Raw genomic sequence first — 21,243 nt, forward strand, 5'->3', positions numbered from 1 at the left:
CTCCCCTACTCACGCAGGGGAGGGAGCAAGTGACTTGTTACTTGTTTTGCAGGCCATCCAACGCCAAATTCAGCTGCAACACATTCACCCGCGGCTCGCCCAGCAAGCCGAGCTGCCGCCCTTGCGTGTATTTCGCCACCAGCCCTTGCACCTGGGCAGTGTCCAGATGCCGCACGCGTGCCACGCGCGCCACCTGATACTGCGCTCCTGCCGGGCTGATGTCCGGATCCAGCCCGCTGCCCGAGGCCGTGACCAGATCCGCCGGCACCGGCGCTGTATTGCCCGGATCAGCCTTGCGCAAGGCATCGATGCGTTGCTGCACCGCGTCGCGCAAGGCGGTGTTGCTGGGACCCAGGTTGGAACCGTTGGAAGCCGTGCCGTTGTACGGCTGCGGCGCGGTGGCCGAAGGACGACCCCAGAAATACTTGGGGTCGTCGAAGGACTGGCCGATCAGTTCGGAGCCGATCGGCTTGCCGTTCTGCTCGATCAGGCTACCGTTGGCCTGGTGCGGGAACAGCACTTGCGCCACACCGGTGGCCACCAGCGGGTAGGCGATGCCGGTGATGACGGTCATCACCAACAGCATCGATACGGCATTGCGAATCAACCGGCTCATGGCGGTTACCTCAGTAGTGAATGATCGCGTCGAGCAAGGCAATGACCTGGTAGTCCTTCTTGCCGGCGTTGTACGCGTTCGTGTCATACGAGCGCTCGTAGCGAAGTTCCGGCTGGATTTCCAGATCCTGCGACACCCAGTGGGTCAGGCCAACGGTGTGGCTGCTGTAGCGGGTGGCGAAGCCGGTGCGCTGGCCCTTCTCGTCGTTGTAGAACTCGTTGCGGACTGACAGCATGTTGTTCGTATCCAGCTCGAAGTTCAGGTAGTTGACGATGCCGAATTCGCCTGCCGTGCCGGGCAGTGACGACGAGCCCGCAGAGCCAGGTGTACCGTAGGGACCGAAGCCGGGAACATTGCGGCCGTACATGCGGTAGGCCTCGGTCTGCATATGCACGTTCTTGCTGAAGCGATGACCCCAGGTGGCCACGTACATCTGCACGTTGTTGTAGTTGTAGTCCGACTTGTTCCAGTTGTTGATGCAGGGATAAAGCATGTCATTGTTGTCGGCTGACACCCAGCGCACGCAGGTCTGCAGCGAAGGACGCGCGGAATGGTTCCAGGGCGCGGTGTCGTTGCTGGCGTTGATGCCGATCTGGAACGTCCACTGCTGGTTGAGCCGGGTGGTGGTCATGATCCCGGTCTGCGTATACGGATCGGCCGTATATAGGATCGAGTGCGTCATCAGATAGTTCTGCGGCGAGAACTGCGCCTCGATGTCCGGCAGCGACAGCCAGCGGCCGATGCGCACGATCATGCCCTCGGCTACCCATGGAATGTAGATGTCACCGTAGAACAGCATCGGATCATCACCGTAGATCTTGCCGTTGAGCGGTTGATTCGGCGCCGGGTGATTCAACAGCTGATTGCTGAACACGCCCTTGGTCACCGTGTAGTGATAGTCGTAACCATAGAGGTTGGAAATGTCGAAACCCCAGTCGATGTGATCGGTCTGGACGGTATCCTCGACGCGTGTGATGTTGGTGACGAACTGATCCAGTTCCCCGCGGTTCGGGCGCGTGTTGTAGGAAAGCGGGAAATTGCTGAAGTTGGAGCTGCTGGCGTTCAATGCCGGCGTCAGCCAGCCATACACCTCGATGCGATTGCGCTGCATCCACTGGCCTACCTTGGTGCAGCCTAGCGCCTTCTCCAGCGGATAGGTGCTGTCCGTGTCCGGTACGCCGATCGGCGCGGGCACGCCGCCCATCTGCCATTCGGAGTTGGGGAACGGCGGGGAGTCGAACGGCGCATCCATTGCGCGGCGCTTGGGCGCGGCGGCGTTCGGGTCGGCTGGCTGCGCATCTTCACGATAGGCTGCGGCGAAGCGCGATAGGAAACCCCTGCTGCAATCGCCGCTTTCGGCTACGACGGGGGATGCCGGCAGACTGGTGCTTGCAGGCATGTTGCTGACGTTGGTGGACTGTGCCATTGCCGGCGCAAATACCGGTGCTGCGGCCAGCAGGATCGCTGCAGCTAGAGCCTTCTTGATATACATACCTTCCTCTCGAACCTATCGTTACTGGGCGGCATCGCCCAGTCAGCGATACCGATTTTTTTGTCAAATGCCGGCGTAACCGCCAAGCACGTATTCGTCTTGTGCCGTCATGGGTGTGTCCGGCGTCCGTGTGACCGCCCCCTTGGCGCGTACCGGCAGTTCGATCACCACGTCGCAGTCGGCTTCCCCCGAGGAAACATGGACCTGCATGTTGGGGTGGGTGGCATCCGGTAGGGAAAGGGAGAGTTTTACGGTTTGCATAATTCGCAACGCCTCCTCAGGCGAGACCAAACAGGACGAGCAGCATGTCGATCAGCTTGATGCCTACGAACGGCACGACGATGCCGCCCAGGCCATAGATCAGCAGATTCCGGCGCAACAGGTGTCCAGCTCCCAAGGGGCGGTACTTTACGCCTTTCAGCGCCAGCGGAATCAGGAAAATGATGATCAGCGCGTTGAAGATCACGGCCGACAGGATCGCGCTCTGCGGCGTGGCCAGCTTCATCACGTTCAATGCGTTGAGCGCGGGGTAAGTGGTAGCGAAGGCCGCCGGAATGATCGCGAAGTACTTCGCCACGTCGTTGGCGATCGAGAAGGTGGTCAGCGAGCCGCGCGTGATCAGCATCTGCTTGCCGATCTCCACCACTTCGATCAGCTTGGTGGGGTTGGAATCGAGGTCCACCATGTTGCCGGCTTCCTTCGCGGCCTGCGTACCGGTGTTCATTGCCACCGCCACGTCGGCCTGCGCCAGCGCCGGCGCATCATTGGTGCCGTCTCCGCACATGGCCACCAGCCGGCTTTCAGCCTGCATCTGGCGGATCAGCTTCAGCTTGGCTTCCGGCGTCGCCTCGGCAAGAAAATCGTCCACACCCGCTTCGGCGGCGATGGCCGCGGCGGTCAGCGGATTGTCGCCGGTCACCATCACCGTCTTGATGCCCATGCGGCGCAGTTCAGCGAAGCGCTCCTTGATGCCGCCCTTCACGATGTCCTTCAGCTCGATCACGCCCAACGCGCGGTCGCCTTCGGCCACGATCAACGGCGTGGCGCCACGACGCGCGATGTCTTCGGCCATGCGCTTCACCGCCGGCGGCAGATGGCTGCCCAGGCCGTCGAGATAGCGTTCCACCGCGTCGAGTGCGCCCTTGCGGATGCGACGGCTTCCTAAGTCCACGCCGCTCATGCGCGTCTGTGCGGTGAACGGCACGAATTCCGCATGCAGGTTGGACAGCTCGCGTTCGCGCAGGCCGAAGCGCTCTTTCGCCAACACCACCACGCTGCGACCTTCCGGGGTTTCATCGGCCAGCGAGGCCAGCTGCGCGGTATCGGCCAGGGTACGCTCCTCGATGCCGGGCGCAGGATGGAAAGCCACCGCCTGGCGGTTGCCGAGCGTGATGGTGCCGGTCTTGTCCAGCAGCAACACGTCCACGTCACCGGCCGCTTCCACCGCTCGGCCGGAAGTGGCGATCACGTTGGCGCGGATCATGCGGTCCATGCCGGCAATGCCGATCGCCGACAGCAAGGCGCCGATAGTGGTGGGAATCAGGCACACCAGCAGCGCAATCAGCACGGTGAGGGTGATGGGATTGCCCTTGCCCGCCACCTGCACGCTGTAGATGGAATAAGGCAGCAGCGTGGCGCAGGCCAGCAGGAAGATCAGCGTGAACTTGGCCAGCAGGATGGTCAGCGCGATCTCGTTCGGCGTCTTGCGGCGCGAAGCGCCTTCCACCATCGCGATCATGCGGTCGAGGAAGCTCTCGCCCGGGTTCTGCGTGATCTTGATCACCAGCCAGTCCGACAGCACGCGGGTGCCGCCGGTGACGGCGCTGCGGTCACCGCCGCCTTCGCGAATAACCGGTGCGGATTCGCCGGTGATGGCGCTCTCGTCGACGCTCGCCGCCCCGATCAGCACTTCGCCATCGCCGGGAATCTGCTCGTTCGCTTCCACCAGCACATAGTGGCCGGCGCGCAGTTCGTTCGACGGCGTGAACACGATCGCGGCATCGCGCTTGGGTTCGGCCAGTTTCTTGGCGATCACGTCCTTGCGGGTGCTGCGCAACGCAGCCGCCTGCGCCTTGCCGCGGCCTTCGGCCAGCGCTTCGGCGAAGTTGGCAAACAACAGCGTGAACCACAACCAGATCGTCACCCAGAAGATGAAGGCGGTGGGCGCTTCGCCGTGACCGGTCAGCGCCTGGATCCACAGCAGCGTGGTCAGCACGCTGCACACGAACACGACGAACATCACCGGGTTGCGGAACTGCAGTCGTGGCGAGAGTTTGCGGAACGCGTCCGCAACGGCCTGCCAGATCAGGGCACGATTGAACGTGCTTACGGTATGGGTATGCGAGGTCATGGAACGGGTATCCATACGATCAGTGGACCGACATCAGGTATTCGGCGATCGGGCCGAGCGCCAGGGCAGGCAGAAAGGTAAGCGCGCCAACCACGATCACCACGCTGGCGAGCAAGGTGACGAACAGTGGCGTGTGCGTCGGCAGCGTGCCAGCCGAGGCTGGCACATGCTTCTTGGCGGCCAGCGAACCGGCCAGTGCGAGCATCGCAATGGCCAGCGTGTAGCGCGCCCAGAACATGCACACGCCCAGCATCACGTTCCAGAAGGGAATGTTCGCGGAAAGGCCGCCGAACGCGCTGCCGTTATTGCCAGTAGCAGACGTTACGGCATAGAGAATCTCACTGAAGCCGTGGGCACCGGGATTGGCGACCGTAGCGGTAGCTGTCGGCGTCATCACGGCGATTGCCGTGCAAATCACCACAAGCGCACACGGAATCAGCACGGCCAGGCTGGCCATCTTCATTTCGTAGGCCTCGACCTTCTTGCCGATGTATTCGGGCGTGCGTCCCACCATCAGCCCGGCGATGAACACCGCCACCACCGCAAAGGCAATCATGCCGTAAAAGCCCGAACCGACGCCGCCGAAGATCACCTCGCCGAGCTGTATCAACCACATCGGCACCAGGCCGCCGAGCGGGGTGAGCGAGTCGTGCATGTTGTTCACGGCCCCGCACGATGCAGCTGTGGTGACTGCCGTGAACAGGCTGCTGGCGGCGATGCCGAAGCGCGTTTCCTTGCCTTCCATGTTGCCGCCCGACTGCAGGCCGGAGGCATGCTGGTCGATCGACAGCGTATGCAGGATCGGATTGCCGGCCTGCTCGGCCGCCGTAACGCCAATGGCCAGCGGTATGAAGATCACCAGCATGGTGACAAGAATTGCCCAGCCCTGGCGCTTGTCTCCCACCATTTGGCCGAAGGTTAGGCACAAGCCGCCGGGAATCAGGAAGATCGCCAGCATTTCCAGGAAGTTGGAGAACGGCGTGGGATTCTCATAGGGATGAGCCGAGTTCGCGCCGAAGAAACCGCCACCGTTGGTGCCCAGCATCTTGATCGCAACCTGCGAGGCCGCCGGTCCCATCGGCAGGGTTTCCGTGGTGAGCTGCGCGGGTTTGGTGACGGGGTTGCCGGACGCGTCCTTGACCGGATTGCCGGCCGCGTCGGTCACGGGATTGGCATACGTGGTGGTTTGCACCACCGGCACGTCCACGTACGGCTTGAGGTTCTGGATGACACCCTGGGACACCAGCAGCAGCGCGAGCAGGAACGAAATCGGCAGCAGCACATAAAGCGTGGTGCGCGTCAGGTCCACCCAGAAGTTGCCGATACCCTTGACGGTCTTGCGCGCAAAACCGCGGATAACGGCGATCGCAACGGCGATGCCGGTCGCGGCCGACAAGAAGTTCTGCACTGCCAGCGCCGCCATCTGCGTGAGGTAGCTCATCGCCGACTCACCCGAATAGGCCTGCCAGTTGGTATTGGTGATGAAGCTGATGGCGGTGTTGATCGACAGGTCCGGGCTCAAAGCCGGGAAATGCTGCGGGTTGAGCGGTAGATAGCCCTGCAGGCGCTGGAATGCGTACACCAGCACCATGCCGCACACATTGAACAGCAGCATCGCGATGGCATAGTGCTTCCAGCCCATGTCTTCTTGGGCATCGATGCCGCAGACGCGGTAGACCAGGCGCTCGAAGCCGGCACCGATGCGCGTGAGCCGGTTGGGTTCGTCGGCAAACACGTGCGCCATATAGCTGCCCATCGGCTTGATGAGCAGCAGCAGTACGACCAGGAAGATGCCGATCTGCAGGAAATCGTTGGCAGTCATTCGAACCACTCCGGCTTGAGCAGGGCCACGCACAGGTAAACCGTCAAAGCCACCGCGATCGCGGCAGCCAGTCCGTAGAAGAAGTTCATGCGATTCGCTCCGTTATGAAGTCTTGGCCGCGCCTCGCGCGGTCAGCTGCGCGGCCCCAGTCGGTCGCAGAGCATCAAAAAGCCAAGCGTGGCCGCTGCCAGCACGAAGCCGAAGAGTAGATAGACAAAGTCCATGGGTGTCGCTCGATGCTTTACAGCTGCGCACTTTAGGCACCGGCGCATAAGAAGCGGGTAGCGAAAACGGCACCTCGCATAAAGAACGCGTAAATTTTCGCTTTCCAGCGAGGCAGGCCGTAAAGCCATTACCTGCGGCATCAAGCGGGTCATGACTGCAGCGTTTTCATTACCTGGCCGGTATTCAGCCAGGCGATCCGGTCACACTTCAAGCCGTTGGGTGTAGCTAGTCTGGCGCGCGGTTAACAACACCGACCACGGAGCAGACGATGGAAGTCAGTTATTCAAGGCCAGTGAATCTCATCACTCGATTGTTACCCCTCTGCCTCATTGCCTACAGCGGCATAGCCGCCGCCGTAGTGGCCCAGCCCCCGCCCGGTTGGCCGACTTCGGCCAATACCGGCTATCAGGCCGCACTGGGCTATCCGGGCACCTATACGACGTATTCCGAAACGCCAAACGGCACGGAGTGTTCCGGCCCGATCCAAAGCGGCCAGACCTACCACTACTGCTACTTCCCCAATGGCTTGGTGATCGGCACGTCAGGCGTTCCGGGAACGCCTACCGACGTTACGTTCATCGGTTGCCTGTTCGAGGCGAATTTCAATGGCGCGGGCGGCGGCAGCCAGGCGGTGGTGCAGTACGCCAACGGCGATCGCATTCACTTCTCTTACTCCACTTTCAGACCATCCGGGATCACGTCCTTGCCGGTGACCTACCAGCAGGGCGTGGAGTACGGCATCGACCAGGTCGAAGCACCGGACAGCGGCTATAGTGCCGGCGCGTTTTCGGTCGACCACTCCGATTTCTGGGGCTTGGCGGCCGGGGCGCAAATCGGCCTTTCCAGCCAGACGCAGCCGGTCACGATCAGCGATTCCTATATTCACGACGCCCGCCAGGATGGCGGTGGCATCGATCACACCGATGGCATCTTGTCCAACGATGGCGACGGCGTGAGCTATCTCACCATCAACCACAACACCATCGTGTCGGAAGCCAACAACGAAGGCATAGCACTGCAGTACTCCACCCAGGGCTACGACCACGTGAGCGTGACCAACAACTATGTTTCCGGTTGGCACAACACGGTGGATTTTGGCGGACTCGGTGACGGCAATACCAATGACACGTTTACCGGCAACGTGTATGGCACCGATATAATGCCAACCAACAGCGCCTTGTATATCGGCTATGACAGCGATGCCTACTGGCACAGCAGCCTCAACAATGTCTGGCGCAACAACACCTTCTATGTGGTGCCGGGTAGCGGCTACACGCCGGCTTCGGACAACGGCAGGTATTGGGTGCCGCAGTGGACGGACCAGGGTTGGCCGAGCCTCTCCGACACCGATTGGAACCAGTAGGGCGATGTAGGCTGGGATGCCAATCCCGATCGCGCGGGCGCAAGCATGGCAGTGCTGGGATTGTCATCCCAGCCTACGGTTTCTCCAGCCAGCGCTTCTCAAGCTGGTGAGCCAATCCGGTCACCAGCAGCGCGCTGCCGATGCCCAGGGTGACTTCACCCAGGCGCGTCAGCGCAATCGTCCAGAACGGGCCGGTATGCGGCACCAGCATCACGATGGTCACGGTGGTCGCGCTGAGCCTGCCTGCGTTGCCGATGTTGAAGCACCAGCACAACACGATGGAGATGGCCATGGTGATGGCATAGACGAGGTAATTGTCCTGCACCAGGGAGGAAGCGATCATCGCGATCGACGCGCCGATGGCAGCACCGATCACCTGGTCGCGCGAGGAGTTGCGCGTGTCCAGATAGTTCTGTTGGGTGACCGCGATGGCCGTCAACGCACCCCAGAAGGCCTGCTGGGTGTGCAGCAGAAGCCCTAGGCCATAGCCGAGGCTGGCGGCCGCCAGCGACTGCACCGCCAGGGACAGGCCGCTGAGCAGGCGATGGCTCCAGGGCAGGTTTCGATAGACCTCTCGCAACTGCTGCTGGAAGAAGCCGAGTTCGCGGCGTGATTCGCGGATGGGACGCTCAATCATCGCTGCGCCATCCCTACAAGGGCTTGAGATTGGCGTAAGCGGCCACCAGCCACTTGCTGCCGGCGCCTTCGAAATTCACCTGCAGGCGCGTATGCGCGCCGCTGCCTTCCGCGCTCACCACTACGCCTTCGCCAAAACTCGGATGGCTCACGCGCTGGCCCAGCTTGACCGGCATATCCTCCTGTAGCGACGGCGCCGGTTCGGCAAAGCGGCCTGCATACAGGGGGCGGCTCACTTGTACGCGCGGGCGTACTTCATCGAGCAAGGAAGGCGGTATTTCGGCGAGGAAGCGCGAGGGGCGCGACAACATCTCGGTGCCGTGCATACGGCGTGACTCGGCATGCGTGATGACCAGGCGCTGGCGCGCGCGCGTGATGCCGACATAGGCAAGGCGGCGCTCTTCTTCCAGGCGACCTTCGTCCTCGACGGAACGCTGGCTGGGAAACAGGCCTTCTTCCACGCCGACCAAGAACACCAGCGGAAATTCCAGGCCCTTGGCCGAGTGCAACGTCATCAGCTGCACGCAGTTGTCCCAGGATTCGCCCTGGCCTTCGCCGGCTTCCAGCGCGGCATGCGAAAGAAACGCGGACAGCTCGCTCAAGCCCGCCTCGATATCGTCTGGCGTGAGTTCGAAACGGCTGGCGACGTTGACCAGTTCGTCCAGGTTCTCCACCCGCGACTCGGCATTGCCGCGACTGTCTTTTTCGTAGAAGTCGCGCAGTCCCGATTGGATGATGGCGTGATCGATCTGCTCGGCAAGGGACAATGCACTTCCACCTTCTGCCGACAAGGAAGACGCAAAAGCACGGGCCATCTCGTCGATCATGGCGAAAAAGCCTTTCACCGCATTCTTCGCGCGTCCGGCCAGCTCCACGCCGCTGGTCAATTCGCCCAACGCCGCTTCCCACATCGACAGGCCCTCGCTGCGCGCGCGCCGGCGCAGCACGTCCAGGGTGCGATCGCCGATCCCGCGCGGCGGCGTGTTCACAGTGCGCTCGAATGCAGCGTCGTCGTGGCGGTTGGCGGTGAGGCGCAGATAGGAAAGCGCGTCTTTGATTTCCGCGCGCTCGAAGAAACGCAGGCCACCGTAGACGCGGTACGGAACATCGTGCTGGATCAGCTGTTCTTCGAAGTTGCGCGATTGCGCGTTGGAGCGATAGAGGATCGCGCAGTCTTTCGCATCGCCATGCTCGGCAATGTATTCGCGGATGCGCTCGATCACGAAGCGCGCTTCATCCTGTTCGTTGTAGGCGGCGTACACCGCAATGCGCTCGCCCTCCTCACCTGCCGTCCACAATTGCTTGCCGAGCCGATTGCCGTTGCGTTCGATAACGCTGTTGGCAGCTTTGAGGATGGTGGAGGTGGAGCGGTAGTTCTGTTCGAGCTTGATCGTGCGCGCACCCGGGAAGTCGCGCAGGAATTGCTGCACGTTTTCCACTTTGGCGCCGCGCCAGCCGTAAATCGCCTGGTCGTCGTCACCCACTACAAACACCTGGCCGGACGAACCGGCCAGCACGCGGATCCATGCGTACTGCAGGGCGTTGGTGTCCTGGAATTCGTCGATCAGCAAATAGCGCCAGCGTTGCTGGTAATGCTCCAGCACGGCTGGCTGCTTCAGCCATAGCTCGTGTGCGCGCAGCAGCAGTTCGGCGAAATCCACCAGGCCGGCACGCCGGCAGGCGTCTTCATAGGCCTGGTAGATCTGCACCAGGGTGCGCGTGACCGGATGCTGGTGGTGCTCGATGTTTTCCGGACGCTTGCCTTCGTCTTTCCAGCTGTTGATTTGCCAGGCGGCCTGGCGCGGCGGGAAGCGTGCCTCGTCCAGGCCGAGGCCGGCGACCACGCGCTTGACCAGGCGCTGCTGGTCGTCGGCGTCGAGGATCTGGAAACTCTCCGGCAAGCCGGCTTCACGCCAATGACGGCGCAACAGGCGATGCGCAATGCCGTGAAACGTGCCTACGGTGAGACCCTGCGTGCCGCCCGGGATCAGGTTGTCCAGGCGCGCGCGCATTTCCCCCGCGGCCTTGTTGGTGAAGGTGACGGCAAGGATCGCCCACGGCGGTACGCGGTCCACCTGGTTCAGCCAACCGATGCGGTTGGTCAACACGCGGGTTTTGCCGGAGCCCGCGCCGGCAAGGATCAGGTAGTGGCCGGGCGCTGCGCAGACGGCTTCGCGCTGCGCATCGTTGAGCGAATCGATCAGGTGGGAGACATCCATCTACGGGATTGTAGCGGGTGTGCCCAAAGGCCACAGCGGCGTAAGCGAGTAGGCTGGGATGACAATCCCAGCATCGGGATGCTGTGTGGAAAGCTGGGATTGGCATCCCAGCCTACGCGCTGCGGTTCAGAGCATCCCTAATCCTTCAGGCGCGGCATCCCATGCAGGTCACGCTCCTCGATGGCGATCGGCCGCGTATCCAGCCGCCCGCCCACCATGCCATCTTCTGGCAGCAATTGCGGGCTTTCGCCGCGGACCATCGCTATCGCATTGCGATAGCAACGCTGCGCGAGCGTCGCATCGTCCATGCCCATGTAGGTATCGCCCAGGCTTTCCCACGCACTTGCACTGGGCGTCAGGGCCAGCGAGCGCTCCAGATACTGTCGCGCCTTGACCCACAATGCGAGGCGTACCGACATGCGTCCCAAGGCCAGCAGCAGGCTGGCGTCATTGGGATGAGTATCGAGCCAGCCTTCGGCGCGGCGCAGGCGTGCCTCCAGATCGTTGCCCGCCAGCGCACCATAGGTTTCCACCAGTTGCGACGACCATTCGCGGCGCAAGGCGGACTCCACTTCGTCCATCGCCGGCAGCACGAGTCCGTAGCTCGCCGCCCTGCGCGCATACGCATCGACTACGGCTGGCGCACGGCGCTGCGCCTTGGGCAATTGCGACCACAGCGTATTGAGCACGGCGCCATCGCCGGCTGCTTGGATGCTCGCCACCAGCACCAGTGCTTCGAGCGAGGCGTAAGCGCGAGCGCTCATCACGCCGCTTTTCTGCAGCGGCTCCAAGGCACTGCGTGCACGACGGGTGTCGCCTGCGGCCAGTGCGGCCAGCACCAGTTCTCGCCAGCCGCCAGGACTAAGGCTGCCGCTATCGGCTTCGGGCGTAAGCAGGGCAAGCGCTTCGGCAGGTTTGCCATCGCGACGCAATACCCGTGCACGCAATACACGTGCCGCGCGTGGCGCGACTTGCGCGGCTTGATTCAATGCCTCCAGCGCACGGCCATGTTCACCACGCCGCGAAGCGGCTTCGGCAGCAGCGAGCAGCGCTGGGCCACGCAAGGTATCGAGGCGCGACGCGCGATGCAATTCGCGCTCGGCATCGCCATGGCGGCCTTCCATCAACGCGACCAGGCCATCGGCCAGCCGTTGCTGACTCATGCGTCGATGGCGGCGCGAGAACGCCCCGAATGGCCAACGCGCCACGCGCCAAAGCAGGCCGAGCAAAGCCCACGCCAGCAACAGCATCACCACCGCAGCCAGCACGCTGGTTTGCGCGGTGTAGCCACGCAAACGCACCAGCACGTAGCCAGGATCTTCCGCCACCCAATGCCAGCCGAACGCGGCCAGCGCGGCGACGATCACCAACGCCAGGATCCAGCGCCACAACTTCATGGCTTGGCCCCGTTGGATGGCGCGGTGTTATCGGCATTTGGCTTGAGTGCATGCACGGCGCGCAGATTGCGCAACTCGGCCAGCGCCGTACCCAGCTTCACCGGCGCGGCCGGCTTGAGCTGGGCCAGCAAGGCTGCGATGCGCTGATGGGCCTGCTGTACGGAGGGCGATTGCGCATCGAACTGTGCCGCGAGCCCAGCATCGGCGCGCTTCAATGCGGCGCTGCCGGCTTCGTCATCCCATGCCAACAAAGCAGCCTGAGCCTGTGCGAGGTCCAACGCCACCAGTTCGCGCGCGATGCGCGCATCGGCGATATCGACCGGCGCGCCGTTGTCGCGCTTGATCTGGATGACACCATAGAGAGCACGCTTGATACGCGCCCACACGCCACCGTTTTGCTCCGCCATCGGTTCGTCCAGCGGCTTCAAGGCCAGACTGGGAAGATCGTTGCGCAGTTGCGCCACGCTATCGAGCGCCTGCTGCGGATCGGCCGACTGGCTTTTCACCAGCGCTTCATGCTCGGCATCGATGTTCTGCTGGACGCCCTTGAAGGTGTTGTCGTTCACGCCCGCCAAGGTCTGGCCGGCGAGGGCGAAGGCCTGCGCAGCGCCTTGTGCATCATGGAACAGGTTGTAGCGCTCGGCCCCCATGCGCAACAGCGACTCGGTTTCATCCAGGCGCATGGCGTCCTGCCCGGAGAGGGTCTTTTCGGACAGCTTGCCGACGGCTTCTTCCAGATCGCGCATGCGCTGGTCTTGCGACAGCAGCTCCTCGCGCAAGGAGCGGTTGACCTGGTCGGCATCGTTCAAGCGCTGCAGCAGCAGGTTGCCCTGGCTGGCAGTGCCCGAGAGCTGGTGCTCCATGCCATTGACCCGCTCTTCCAGCGTGGCCGTGGTGCGCAACGCCTGGGCGTTGATATGTAGCAATTGCCACTGCCGCCAGGCTACGTAGCCCACGCCGACGATGGCGATCAAGGCCAGCAGCAGGCCCAGTGCGGCAGCTCCGCCCCCCGGGCGAGCCGGTGCTGTGGGTCGGTTACTGCGTACGTCGGAGGTGAGATCGTCCTGGCTCATGCGCGCATGCTAACAGCACAGCGCAGGCATCACCGCCCCGTCTGTTCGCGGGCGTAGGCTGGGATGACAATCCCAGCGCTCTGGCGTCCTCCCGATGCTGGGATTGTCATCCCAGCCTACGCGTTGTCGCGCGGTGAATGGACGGCGCAAGCGGCCGCCAGCAAGTCCGCCTGGTTGGCTGACGCCGCACGATGGATGCGCCTAAATCCAGCAGCTTGGGCCACCTCCCCGATCCGCTCGCTGCTGACTATGGCGATGGCCTGGCACAGCCGCTCCCAGGCTGCAGCCGGCAACTGGCCCTGGAGGTTTTGCAGGGCTTCGGCGCTGGAGAACAACACACAAGCCCTGGCAGGCAGTTGCTGCACGGCCTCCTGGTGGCGCCGGGTCAACCTGGAAGCTGCACGCTGGTACACGTGCACTTCGCGCAGCTGCGCGCCACGTTGCAGGAGCTGCTGTTGGATCAGGCCGCGTCCGCCCGGCGCGGAGATCAGGGCAACCCGCTTGCCGCGCGGCTGCTGCAGCGGTGGCAGCAACAGCACGCCTTCGCTGTCTTGGCGGGAGACGGGCCACTGCGCAGTGATGCCGTGCCGATGCAGGGCACGTGCGGTGCCCTGGCCTACGGCGACGACCATCCCATGGGCTTTGCCCAATGGAGCGAGCAACAGTGCGTAACGCACGGCTGCGGGGCTGGTGAAGATCAGCACGTCGTCATGCTGGGCTTCGCACCATTGCGCCGTCGCATGCTGCGCATCGGTGGCACCGCGCAAGGAAAGGCCGGGCAATAGCAGTGGCACACCGCCCAGCGCCCGCACCCTTTTGGCCAGCGAGCTGCCGGTGCCGGCGGGGCGGGTGATGACCACGGTGTAGCCCGCGAGCTTGGGCGGGGAATGAGAGGGCGGCATGGGGCGGAGTGTAGCCTCTACACTTGTCGCCCCTCCCCACGCCACAAGCCTGATGACTCCATCCGATCCCCTCACCGCCGCGCAGGCCCTGGTGAGCTTCATCCGCGAAAGCATTCCGCTCACCCGCACCATGGGTCTGGAATTGGGCGGCTACGACGGCGAACGGCTGGTGCTGAACTGCCCACTGGCGCCGAACGTAAACGACAAGGGCTGCGCCTTCGGCGGCAGCCTGACCAGCTTGATGACGCTGGCCGGTTGGGGCTTGGTGGAGCTGGCCCTGCGCCAGCGTGGCGAGGATTGCGACGTATACGTGGGCGTATCCAGCGTGCGCTATCTCGACCCGGTATGGAGCGATTTCCACGCCGAGGCGCAGCGCGCCGAAGGGGCGGACTGGGAAACCTTCTTTGCCACGCTTGCTTCGCGCAATCGGGCACGCATTAGCGTGGCTTGCCAGGTGCCCGGCCAGGACGGGAAGCCGGCCGCCGCGCTTGAGGCACAGTTCGTAGCGAAGCGCCGCGCGGCTGCGGCAGAATGAGCCGTCTTAAGGAGGGAATTCCCATGCGCCGTATCCTCGGCCCGATCTTGCTGTCGACCGTGTTGTTGCTGTCCGGCTGCGCTACCGACCGGCGTAACGACGCGCTCGCCCACACCATGATCGCCTATGCGAACGCGGTGCGCTGGGACGGTTTCGAGGTGGCCGAGGCGTTCGTCGACCCCAAGGTGCGCGCGGCCCACCCCATCACCGATCTGGATCGCGACCATTTCAAGCAGGTGCAAGTGAACGATTACGACGACGGCAACGGCCCAGTCCCCGCCGGCGAGAATGAAGTACGCCAGACCGTCAGCATCGGCTTGACCAACCTGCACACCCAGGCCGTGCGCACCATCGTCGACCACCAGGTATGGCGCTATGACCCGGACAAGAACAAGTGGTGGCTGGAGACGGGGATACCCAATCTCAATCAGTAGGGCCACTGCCCTATAATCCACCGTTTACCTCAAGCCCCTTGCGCCCGGTGGACCCATGAACGACTTCCTGCACAAACTGCCCCAGTTCGTGAGCAACCATCTGGTGCTAGCCCTGCTGTTCGTGGGGCTGGTGGTCGCCCTGCTCGTCACCCAGGTGATGGTCTTGCTGCGCAAGTACAAGGAACTGACCCCGGCCGGCCTCACCCAGCTGATCAACCGCGACAATCCGCTGCTGATCGATCTGTCGGCGAGCGCCGATTTCGAAAAGATGCACGTGCCCGGCGCCAAGCACGTCGCGCTCAGCCAGTTCGACCCGGAGCACAAGGATCTGGCCAAGGCGCGCGAGCTGCCGGTAGTGGTGATGGACAAGGAAGGCCGCCAGTCGGACAGTGCCGCCCAGCGGCTGATCAAGGCGGGATTTACGCGCGTCTATACGCTAGGCGGTGGCGTGCTGGCCTGGCAGCAGGCGCAGTTGCCGGTAGCCAAAGGCAAGAATTGACGCCGTGGGCTGGGATGACAATCCCAGCATTGCCAGTCACCAGGCATCGCGATGCTGGGATTGCCATCCCAGCCTACCCTTCCACCGCGATGCCGGCTCGTCCCGCAAGAATCTGCGCCAGCACATCCGGCGCGTATTCGAACGAGTCGAAATACAGGCGATCCTCGGGCAAGCCGGCATCCACGAACAGCTTGCGTCCGGCATCCACCATCGCCGGCGGTCCGCTCATGTAGACGTCGTGGCCGGCCAGGTCCTGGTGGTCTTCCAGCACCGCTTCGTGCACCAGGCCGGTGCGCAAACCCGCCAGACCCGCCTGCTCCGGATCGGACAGTACGGCTTGGAAACGCAGGGCATGCGCCGTCGCCGCCCATTGCTCGGCATGCGCACGCAGATACAGATCCGCGGCGTTACGCGCGCCCCAATACAGGTCGATCGAGCGCCGTGTGCCCAGCGCCATGAAATGCTCCAGGATCGCCTTCACCGGCGCAAAGCCGGTGCCGCCGGCCATGAAGATCATCGGCCGTTCCGAGTCTTCGCGCGCCACGAACGTACCCAGCGGCCCCTCGATGCGCAGCCGGTCGCCCACCTTCAGCACGTCGCTCACCCAGGAGGTGAAGCCGCCACCGGCGACATGACGTATGTGCAATTCGATCGTGCCATCGGCCTGCGGTCCGTTCGCGATGGAAAACGGACGGCGGCGCCCTTCGTCCAGCAGCACGTCCAGGTATTGCCCCGGTAGCCAGTTCAGGCGCATGTCGCTCGATGCAGGCTGCAAGTGCAGGCCGATCACGTCGGGCGCGAGCTGCCATTTGCGGCTTACCTGCACCTCCAGCTGGCGGCGCACGATATCTTCCACCGACGTCACTTCACGCGCCTGCACCAGCAGGTTGTCGAGCGGAACGGCCTGGCACAGCAACACCGCGTGCTGCACGCGGTCCCGCGCATCCAGTGCGGCCGGCGGATTGCGCGGATAGTGGCAATGGCCTTCGATCAGCGAGGCCTTGCAGCTGCCGCATACGCCGGCGCGGCACGAATACGGCAAGGCAATGCCGGCGCGCTGCGCGGCTTCCAGCACGGTTTCGCCCGGCTGCACGTCGAAACGGCGCCCGTTGGTAAGGTTTACGGTAAACACGGGGCGCATTGTCGCCGCTGGGGTGGTCGGCGGACAATGCGGGCTTCTCATCGGATCTCAATACAGCATGGCCATCTGGAAACAGGACACCAGCCTCGAACGCCTGAACGGCTGGAGCCGCAGCACCCTGATGGAGGCGCTGGGCATCCAACTCACCGCCACCGGTGACGACTGGCTGCAAGGCACGATGCCGGTAGACCAGCGCACGCAGCAGCCCTATGGGCTGCTGCATGGCGGCGCCTCGGTGGCGCTGGCCGAAACGCTCGGCAGCACCGCGGCGATGCTCACGCTCGATCCGGCCAAAGAGCGCGCGGTCGGGCTGGACATCAATGCCAACCACGTCCGCGGTGTCACCAGCGGCACGGTAACGGGCACGGCGCGCCCACTGCACCTCGGGCGATCCACGCAAGTATGGGAAATCCGCATCGAGGATGAACAAGGCAAGCTGGTGTGCATCTCGCGCCTGACCATGGCGGTAGTGCCAGCGACGGCGGTGGGCACTCGTTGAGCATGCCCAACGAAACACCTTACGCGCGCCTCACGCCGGACCTGGTACTTGATGCAATCACCGCTTGCGGCCTGTGGCCGGATGGCCGCCTGCTCGCGTTGAACAGCTATGAAAACCGCGTCTGGCAGGTCGGCTTGGAAGAGGCGCGGCCGGTAATCGCCAAGTTCTATCGCCCCGGACGCTGGAGCGACGCGGCGATCCTGGAAGAGCACGCGTTCGCGCGGGAATTGGCCGAAGCCGAACTGCCGGTCGTCGCCCCGCTGCCGTTCGCGGACCGCACCCTGCTCCACCACGATGGTTTTCGTTACGCCCTGTCGCCGCGTCATGGCGGCCGGGCGCCGTCGCTGGAATCGGCCGATCAGCTGGAATGGCTCGGGCGGCTGATTGCACGCATGCACAGTGTCGGTGCGCGTGCCACATTCGCTTATCGTGGCAGCCTCGATCGCGATACCTTGATAGCCCAGCCGGTACGCGCTGTGCTGGCTTCCCCGCTGCTGCCGACCAGCTTGCATGATCGCTATCGTCAAGCGATCGAGCGCATGGATCTACTGGTCGCAGCGCGCTTCGACGCCGTAGGGCCGGTACGCAAGCTGCGCCTGCACGGCGACTGCCACCCGGGCAATGTGCTGTGGACCGATGCCGGCCCGCATTTCGTCGATCTCGACGATGCGCGCATGGGGCCGGCAGTGCAGGATCTCTGGATGCTGGCCCACGACGAGCGCGCGATGGAAGCGCTGCTGGAAGGTTATCTTTCGATGCGTGACTTCGATCACGCGGAACTGGTGCTGATCCCCGCGCTGCGCGCCATGCGGCAAGTGCATTATGCAGGCTGGATCGCGGCACGCTGGCAGGACCCGGCTTTCCCGGCGGCATTTCCATTCGCCGCCGAACCGCGCTGGTGGGAACAGCACATCATCGACCTGCACGAGCAGGCGGACGAACTCGAATAATTTTTTCCCTGGGGTGTTGCATGCGTCAAATTCTGTTTCGCCTGATCGGTATCCTGGAAGTGGCCGGCGGTTTCTATGGCATGGCCACGGTGCTTCCGCGCTTGCTGGGATCGGGCCCCTTGCATGCGGCGGTAATCCAGCTGATCGCTTTTGCGCTATACACCTTCACCCTGGTGGCCGGCGTACTGTTGCTGGAAAACAGCGAGCGCGGCATTCGCTTCTCAAGCATCTCCCAGCTGTTGCAGCTGCCGCTGATCGCCACGCCGATTTTCAGCTATGCCTTTTATTGCGGCGCATGCGTCAATGTGGCCCTGGTGCTGCACCTGCCGCCACGTCCGGAATTGACCTGGCATTTCGGCAACCAGGGCTTGCTGCTGGCCGTTGGCGGCCCTTCCGCGTCGCATCTGGGGCTGAACCTGCTGGCACTGTTGTCATGGTTGATTCTCAAGTTGCGCTGAGCCAGCCCATGCATTGACGCTTGTTGCGCAATACGCAACACGCTACCATGGCGCCGCGATGATCAAATCATTCCGGCACAAAGGACTGCGCAGGCTGTTTGAGACCGGCAATACGTCGGGAGTGCAGGCAAGTCACGCCAAGCGGCTTCGCATGCAATTGACCGCCCTGGACACTGCGCAGTCCATTGAAGATATGGATATCCCCGGTTACCGGCTGCATTCGCTCAAGGGTGCGATGCGTGGACGCTGGGCAGTTTGGGTCAATGGCAATTGGCGGCTGACCTTCGAATTTCAAAATGGCAATGCCCACGTTCTGGATTACGAGGACTATCACTGATGGCTATGTACAATCCTCCGCATCCCGGCGAGTTCATCACCGAGGTCTATCTTGAGCCCAATGGGATCAGTGGTCGTGAGCTGGCTGAAAAGCTCGATGTCGCACCGTCGACACTGAGTCGCATTTTGAAAGGCACCAGCCGGGTGACCCCTGAGATGGCGTTGCGTCTATCCAAGGCCATCGGCCGCTCCCCCGAAAGCTGGCTGACCATGCAGGATGCCCATGATTTATGGGTAGCCAGAAAACACGTCAACCTGCAGCGGGTCAGCAGGCTCAAACTCGCTGCTGCCTGAGCCTTTTCGCATAACCCGCTATCATTAGCGGATGAATGCCCCCTTCGCACTGCCCGTCATCCGCCTCAAATCCGACCGCACGCCCGGCCACCCCTGGGTGTGGTCGGCGCAGGTGCACAAACCCGAAACCCGCCTTCCGCCGGGCAGCGTGGTGGATGTCGTCGATGCGAAGGATCGCTTTGTCGGGCGCGGCTTCTGGAACGGGCATGCTCGCATCGCGCTGCGCCTGCTCACCGGCGACGCGCATGAAACGATCGATGCGGATTGGATAGCTGCACGCATCGACCGCGCCGTTCAACTGCGGCGGGAACTGCTGCAACTGGACAGCGTGACCGATGCCTGGCGTGTGGTGCACAGCGAAGGCGATGGGCTTTCCGGGCTGATCGTGGACCGCTACGACGACATCCTGGTGGTGGAGTATTTCGCTGCCGGCATGTGGAAATTCCGCGACGCCATTCACGCGGCCTTGCTGCGCCAATTCCCCGGTGCGCGGCTGTACTGGTTCGCGGAAAGCCACGTGCAGAAGCAGGAATCCTTCGATTGCCGGGCCGCCGAAGCACCTGCGCCGGTGGAAGTGCATGAGCACGGCCTGCGCTTTCATGCAGCGCCGGGCTACGGGCACAAGACCGGCTTTTTTGCCGACCAGCGTGAGAACCGCCGCCGCTTCGCCGAGCTGGCGCGCGGCCGGCGCGTGCTGGACCTGTGCTGCAATGCCGGTGGCTTCGCCGTGCATGCGATGGCCGGTGGTGCGAGCGAAGCGGTCGGTGTGGACATGGACGCGGGCATTCTGGAGATCGCGCGCGCCAATGCGCAAGCGAACGCCTTGCCCATTCGCTTCGAGCAGGCCGACATCTTCGAATGGTTGCGTCAGGCGGTAGCGCGCGGCGAGCGCTACGATGCAGTGATTCTCGATCCGGCCAAGCTCACGCGCGATCGCAGCAAGGTGATCGATGCGCTGAAGAAATATTTCGCGATGAATCGCCTGGCGCTGGACGTGATTCCGCCTGGCGGCTTGCTGCTGACGTGCTCCTGCACCGGCCTGGTCAGCGAGGCGGACTTCCTGGAAATGCTGCGCCGCGTGGCGCTCAATGCGGGACGCGAAATCCAGATCCTGGAAGTGCGCGGGGCCGGCGCCGACCACCCTGTGCGCACCGATGTGCCGGAAAGCCGCTATCTCAAGGCGGTGTTCTGCCGGGTATCGTAATCCTCATGGCCGTCATTCCCGCGAACGCGGGAATCCATCTTCTTTTTTTGCATTAGATCAAAATGGGTCCCCGCTTTCGCGGGGATGACGGCTGTGAGGAGATATTCAGCCCAGCCTGCGCCACAACCACATCAACCCGTACGACAAGCCCAGAAACGCCACCCACAACACCACGGCGTGGCGCAAGACCAGTGCGTAACCAAGCTCCGATGCATTGATGAAGCGGTACGGGTAATGCCCCATGAACAAGCCGCGCACTAGCACATAGATGAAATAGCCCACCGGATACAAGCTCCACCAAAGTGGCGCCGTCCGGCGCAAACTCGTACGCCGTAGCGCAATAGCGCTATAGATCACCACCAATAGCGGAACGACGTAGTGCATCAGCACATCCGCAAGCAGTTGCAGGCCCTGCGGATTCCACGCGTGCCTCAGTAGCACGAAATACGCCACTCCCACGAAGGCAATGCTGGCCGTCACCCCGCCAAGCACCGTCGGCCGCGCGAAGAAGCCTCCGCCGGCCGAGTCCGGCCAAACCAGCAGCGAACTGGCGGCCACCGCCACCAGGATGTTGGTGAGCACGGTCAGGTAGCCAAGGTAGATCGCCAGCCCCCACGCCGTGCTCATGCCCATCGAACCGGTCAGCCGCAGTGAGAGATACAACTGCAACAGGACGCCAGACCAGGCAACCAGGGCGATCAGCGCGGCCAGCGGCCTTGCCCTGGCATTGGATGGGTTCATGCGGGCTTTCCACCGATCAATGGCGTTGCGCGGATGCTACTCCGCCGGGCCGATCTC

General features: G+C 63.2%; 23 protein-coding genes. 10 read left to right on the plus strand and 13 right to left on the minus strand.

The features are described 5' to 3' along the window. Positions 1–37: 37 nt before the first annotated feature. The 6 genes from kdpC to kdpF all read right to left on the minus strand — a co-directional run bounded on the left by kdpC (position 38) and on the right by kdpF (position 6,369). Positions 38–616, minus strand: a complete 579-nt coding sequence (kdpC, locus tag QQJ96_RS00555; RefSeq protein ID WP_284329937.1) for a potassium-transporting ATPase subunit KdpC — start codon at positions 614–616, stop codon at positions 38–40. Between the two features lie 10 nt (positions 617–626). Then, on the minus strand, positions 627–2,108 hold the full coding sequence (locus QQJ96_RS00560; RefSeq protein WP_284329938.1) for an outer membrane beta-barrel protein: 1,482 nt from the start codon (positions 2,106–2,108) through the stop codon (positions 627–629). Positions 2,109–2,171: 63 nt separating this feature from the next. Next, positions 2,172–2,369 carry a hypothetical protein gene (locus QQJ96_RS00565; RefSeq protein ID WP_284329939.1) on the minus strand — a complete coding sequence of 66 codons (198 nt, stop codon included), beginning with the start codon at positions 2,367–2,369 and terminating at the stop codon, positions 2,172–2,174. Positions 2,370–2,385: 16 nt separating this feature from the next. Then, a complete protein-coding gene (gene kdpB, locus QQJ96_RS00570; RefSeq protein WP_284329940.1) occupies positions 2,386–4,458 on the minus strand; it encodes a potassium-transporting ATPase subunit KdpB in 2,073 nt (690 codons plus the stop codon). A gap of 19 nt (positions 4,459–4,477) precedes the next feature. After that, positions 4,478–6,280: a potassium-transporting ATPase subunit KdpA gene (kdpA, locus tag QQJ96_RS00575; protein ID WP_284329941.1), complete on the minus strand. Its 1,803-nt coding sequence runs from the start codon at positions 6,278–6,280 to the stop codon at positions 4,478–4,480. Continuing rightward, on the minus strand, positions 6,277–6,369 hold the full coding sequence (gene kdpF / locus QQJ96_RS00580; RefSeq protein WP_115479695.1) for a K(+)-transporting ATPase subunit F: 93 nt from the start codon (positions 6,367–6,369) through the stop codon (positions 6,277–6,279). The genes kdpA and kdpF overlap by 4 nt, the downstream gene beginning before the upstream one ends. Positions 6,370–6,773: 404 nt before the next feature. Here kdpF and QQJ96_RS00585 point away from each other — a divergent pair, with 404 nt between their 5' ends. After that, the gene (locus QQJ96_RS00585) at positions 6,774–7,868 is read left to right on the plus strand and encodes a hypothetical protein (RefSeq protein ID WP_284329942.1); all 1,095 of its coding nucleotides are present in this window, start codon (positions 6,774–6,776) and stop codon (positions 7,866–7,868) included. A gap of 73 nt (positions 7,869–7,941) precedes the next feature. On the opposite strand, the gene QQJ96_RS00590 is transcribed toward QQJ96_RS00585, so the two are convergent. From QQJ96_RS00590 to QQJ96_RS00610, 5 genes are all read right to left on the minus strand, one after another. Beyond that, entirely contained in the window at positions 7,942–8,505 is a 564-nt protein-coding gene (locus QQJ96_RS00590; protein ID WP_284329943.1) for an FUSC family protein, read from the minus strand. A gap of 13 nt (positions 8,506–8,518) precedes the next feature. Further along, positions 8,519–10,723: a DNA helicase II gene (uvrD, locus tag QQJ96_RS00595; RefSeq protein ID WP_284329944.1), complete on the minus strand. Its 2,205-nt coding sequence runs from the start codon at positions 10,721–10,723 to the stop codon at positions 8,519–8,521. A 137-nt stretch (positions 10,724–10,860) separates the two neighbouring features. Next, a complete protein-coding gene (locus QQJ96_RS00600; protein WP_284329946.1) occupies positions 10,861–12,120 on the minus strand; it encodes a heme biosynthesis HemY N-terminal domain-containing protein in 1,260 nt (419 codons plus the stop codon). Beyond that, complete coding sequence (locus QQJ96_RS00605; RefSeq protein WP_284329947.1) at positions 12,117–13,193, minus strand: uroporphyrinogen-III C-methyltransferase; 1,077 nt, start codon at positions 13,191–13,193, stop codon at positions 12,117–12,119. The genes QQJ96_RS00600 and QQJ96_RS00605 overlap by 4 nt, the downstream gene beginning before the upstream one ends. A 116-nt stretch (positions 13,194–13,309) precedes the next feature. Next, positions 13,310–14,095: a uroporphyrinogen-III synthase gene (locus QQJ96_RS00610; RefSeq protein WP_284329948.1), complete on the minus strand. Its 786-nt coding sequence runs from the start codon at positions 14,093–14,095 to the stop codon at positions 13,310–13,312. A 52-nt stretch (positions 14,096–14,147) separates the two neighbouring features. Here QQJ96_RS00610 and QQJ96_RS00615 point away from each other — a divergent pair, with 52 nt between their 5' ends. From QQJ96_RS00615 to QQJ96_RS00625, 3 genes are read left to right on the plus strand one after another with little or no spacing between them, the layout of a single operon-like run. After that, positions 14,148–14,630 (plus strand): YiiD C-terminal domain-containing protein, encoded by a 483-nt coding sequence (locus tag QQJ96_RS00615; protein WP_284329949.1) that lies wholly within the window; start codon positions 14,148–14,150, stop codon positions 14,628–14,630. Between the two features lie 23 nt (positions 14,631–14,653). Continuing rightward, positions 14,654–15,064 carry a hypothetical protein gene (locus tag QQJ96_RS00620; RefSeq protein ID WP_284329950.1) on the plus strand — a complete coding sequence of 137 codons (411 nt, stop codon included), beginning with the start codon at positions 14,654–14,656 and terminating at the stop codon, positions 15,062–15,064. A gap of 55 nt (positions 15,065–15,119) precedes the next feature. Next, positions 15,120–15,563, plus strand: coding sequence for a rhodanese-like domain-containing protein (locus QQJ96_RS00625; RefSeq protein ID WP_284329951.1), 444 nt, complete (start codon positions 15,120–15,122; stop codon positions 15,561–15,563). 73 nt (positions 15,564–15,636) lie between these two features. Here QQJ96_RS00625 and QQJ96_RS00630 read toward each other — a convergent pair whose 3' ends face one another. Further along, positions 15,637–16,704, minus strand: a complete 1,068-nt coding sequence (locus tag QQJ96_RS00630; protein WP_284329952.1) for a 2Fe-2S iron-sulfur cluster-binding protein — start codon at positions 16,702–16,704, stop codon at positions 15,637–15,639. Positions 16,705–16,762: 58 nt separating this feature from the next. Here QQJ96_RS00630 and QQJ96_RS00635 point away from each other — a divergent pair, with 58 nt between their 5' ends. Genes QQJ96_RS00635 through QQJ96_RS00660 form a run of 6 tightly spaced genes read left to right on the plus strand, consistent with a single transcriptional unit; the run spans position 16,763 to position 20,445 of the window. Beyond that, positions 16,763–17,203, plus strand: a complete 441-nt coding sequence (locus tag QQJ96_RS00635; RefSeq protein ID WP_284329953.1) for a hotdog fold thioesterase — start codon at positions 16,763–16,765, stop codon at positions 17,201–17,203. Between the two features lie 2 nt (positions 17,204–17,205). After that, positions 17,206–18,153: a serine/threonine protein kinase gene (locus QQJ96_RS00640; protein ID WP_284330116.1), complete on the plus strand. Its 948-nt coding sequence runs from the start codon at positions 17,206–17,208 to the stop codon at positions 18,151–18,153. Between the two features lie 20 nt (positions 18,154–18,173). Beyond that, positions 18,174–18,611 (plus strand): hypothetical protein, encoded by a 438-nt coding sequence (locus QQJ96_RS00645; RefSeq protein WP_284329954.1) that lies wholly within the window; start codon positions 18,174–18,176, stop codon positions 18,609–18,611. A gap of 58 nt (positions 18,612–18,669) precedes the next feature. After that, the gene (locus QQJ96_RS00650) at positions 18,670–18,948 is read left to right on the plus strand and encodes a type II toxin-antitoxin system RelE/ParE family toxin (RefSeq protein ID WP_284329955.1); all 279 of its coding nucleotides are present in this window, start codon (positions 18,670–18,672) and stop codon (positions 18,946–18,948) included. Next, positions 18,948–19,241: a HigA family addiction module antitoxin gene (locus QQJ96_RS00655; protein WP_284329956.1), complete on the plus strand. Its 294-nt coding sequence runs from the start codon at positions 18,948–18,950 to the stop codon at positions 19,239–19,241. Before QQJ96_RS00650 ends, QQJ96_RS00655 begins: the two co-directional genes overlap by 1 nt. 31 nt (positions 19,242–19,272) lie before the next feature. Continuing rightward, positions 19,273–20,445: a class I SAM-dependent rRNA methyltransferase gene (locus QQJ96_RS00660; protein WP_284329957.1), complete on the plus strand. Its 1,173-nt coding sequence runs from the start codon at positions 19,273–19,275 to the stop codon at positions 20,443–20,445. Positions 20,446–20,550: 105 nt separating this feature from the next. On the opposite strand, the gene QQJ96_RS00665 is transcribed toward QQJ96_RS00660, so the two are convergent. After that, positions 20,551–21,186, minus strand: coding sequence for a Pr6Pr family membrane protein (locus QQJ96_RS00665; RefSeq protein ID WP_284329958.1), 636 nt, complete (start codon positions 21,184–21,186; stop codon positions 20,551–20,553). Positions 21,187–21,243 lie beyond the last annotated feature (57 nt).

It is taken from the genome of Dyella flagellata (assembly GCF_030160275.1).
GTDB classification, from domain to species: domain Bacteria; phylum Pseudomonadota; class Gammaproteobacteria; order Xanthomonadales; family Rhodanobacteraceae; genus Dyella_B; species Dyella_B flagellata.